The sequence below is a fragment of the Parabacteroides sp. MSK.9.14 genome, from assembly GCF_019041495.1.
Taxonomy (GTDB): Bacteria; Bacteroidota; Bacteroidia; order Bacteroidales; family Tannerellaceae; genus Parabacteroides; species Parabacteroides merdae.
In genome coordinates, this window is sequence record NZ_JAHPXO010000104.1 from 1 (window position 1) to 1,653 (window position 1,653).

Consider the following 1,653-nt stretch of genomic DNA (forward strand, 5'->3'; position numbering starts at 1 on the left):
ACAACCTATAACAGGATTTTTTTAATACACAGTCAACCAAAATCAGGACGAGACAGTTTTGCGAAATGATACACTGTTTGTCGTAGATGGGAATTATGATTTCACACTTTACAACTGGCAAGGAGAATATTTAGGAAAGTGGTTTCAGCCCAAAATACGGCATACAATGAATTTTTTCCTCGTTCCCAATACGGACCTATTCTTAGGGCATGTAAATAATTTTACCGGGCAAAAGAAAGTTAGGTTCGTCTTTTTCCAGGACACAACAGCCATCAAAACGATTCCGGTTACGGAAAAACTCGAACCGGCATCACCAATGGTCGTATATAGCATACCTACTGAAATGAAAGCGTTTGACGGGCTTGTCCCCGCCTTCAAGGAAGTATTCAACGACACGATTTACCAAGTCGATGAAAGCTTGAATTTGGTCCCTTATGCTGTAGTCGAGTTAGGCAAATACAAGGCGACCAAAGAAGCCATGTTTGCTTGCACGGCTGAACAACTGATGAAAAAATGGGACTTCTTCAACGGCAAAATTGCGCTTGCTGCAACTGGAGAGAAAGACGGTATCATTTATCTGGCTCACCATGATGTAACTGATCCGTACACTTACAGCTATGACAAAAATACCCAACAAACGTTTTATCAAAAGGTCATCTATCCGGACAATTCTTACGGATTCAAGGAAGGAAGTACTTTCGTGCCTCATTTCATATCGACAGACGGGAAATATCTGATCGATTACGAAATACCCGAAAACGGGAATAATCCTGTGATTGTCCTTGTCGAACGTTAATAAACAATTCATACCGTCCATGAAAACATGCTTCTTATTCATGATATTAAGTATTCTGACCTCTTGTACAATTGGAAAGAACTGCAACCGGGAGAGAGCGGAACGATCACGGTCAGCTACGAAGCGGAACAGCCGGGCGATTTTTACCGAACGGTAGACATTTATGGGAACATTCCGAACAACTCGCTGATGGTGAGTTTTATCGGGACAGTGAAATAAAATAATTAACGGGGAAAAGAAAGGAGTTCCTGCACACAGAACCTTGCAAGTCTAAGCAGAAACTCCCCGATTTTTCCTCATTCAATAACTAATAAAGAAGGAGGTAACGACAAAAGTAGTAAATTTGGAGAAAACAACAAAAGGGTAGGAAATCACCCGTTCCGGGAAATGGTACCGGACGAAAGAACCACAATTAATAATAAAATGATAAATCCCTAAAAATAATAATAAAATGGGAACGAAAATTTTGGGCGTTATCGCTTTTGCTGCAATCGCCATAGCGGCTGACTGGAATTACCAGCAGAATAAACAGGAAGTTGAACTCTCAGACTTGGCATTGGAAAATATTGATGCGTTAGCAAGAGGAGAACATGGACCGGATTGGGGACATAGTAAACTCGTTTATGAGCCAAATGGTTGTTGCAAAGATGATCCTTACTTAGATTGTTCTGGAGCATACAGTCCTTGTTGATAAAAATTATGCCAAGAGGCCTTAGAGCCTGTTTAAATTTTGCATTTGTTGGTTGTGAGAGTTGTATTGAGGATGTTTTTCTGTAGGAGATGCCGTCTTTTTTGTTGAAACACGTGACTTATTTTGCTTCAAACAGTCAGAAAAAGTGCCGAAGATTCCCGTTTAC

At 40.5% G+C, this 1,653-nt stretch carries 3 protein-coding genes; all 3 read left to right on the plus strand.

The window, feature by feature from the left end:
• Positions 1-58 precede the first annotated feature (58 nt).
• The gene (locus tag KTG12_RS21255; RefSeq protein WP_240142679.1) at positions 59-796 is read left to right on the plus strand and encodes a 6-bladed beta-propeller; all 738 of its coding nucleotides are present in this window, start codon (positions 59-61) and stop codon (positions 794-796) included.
• A 27-nt stretch (positions 797-823) separates the two neighbouring features.
• Positions 824-1,015: a DUF1573 domain-containing protein gene (locus KTG12_RS21260; RefSeq protein WP_005640602.1), complete on the plus strand. Its 192-nt coding sequence runs from the start codon at positions 824-826 to the stop codon at positions 1,013-1,015.
• Between the two features lie 232 nt (positions 1,016-1,247).
• Positions 1,248-1,487, plus strand: a complete 240-nt coding sequence (locus KTG12_RS21265; protein ID WP_005640603.1) for an NVEALA domain-containing protein — start codon at positions 1,248-1,250, stop codon at positions 1,485-1,487.
• The last annotated feature ends 166 nt before the right edge of the window (positions 1,488-1,653 follow it).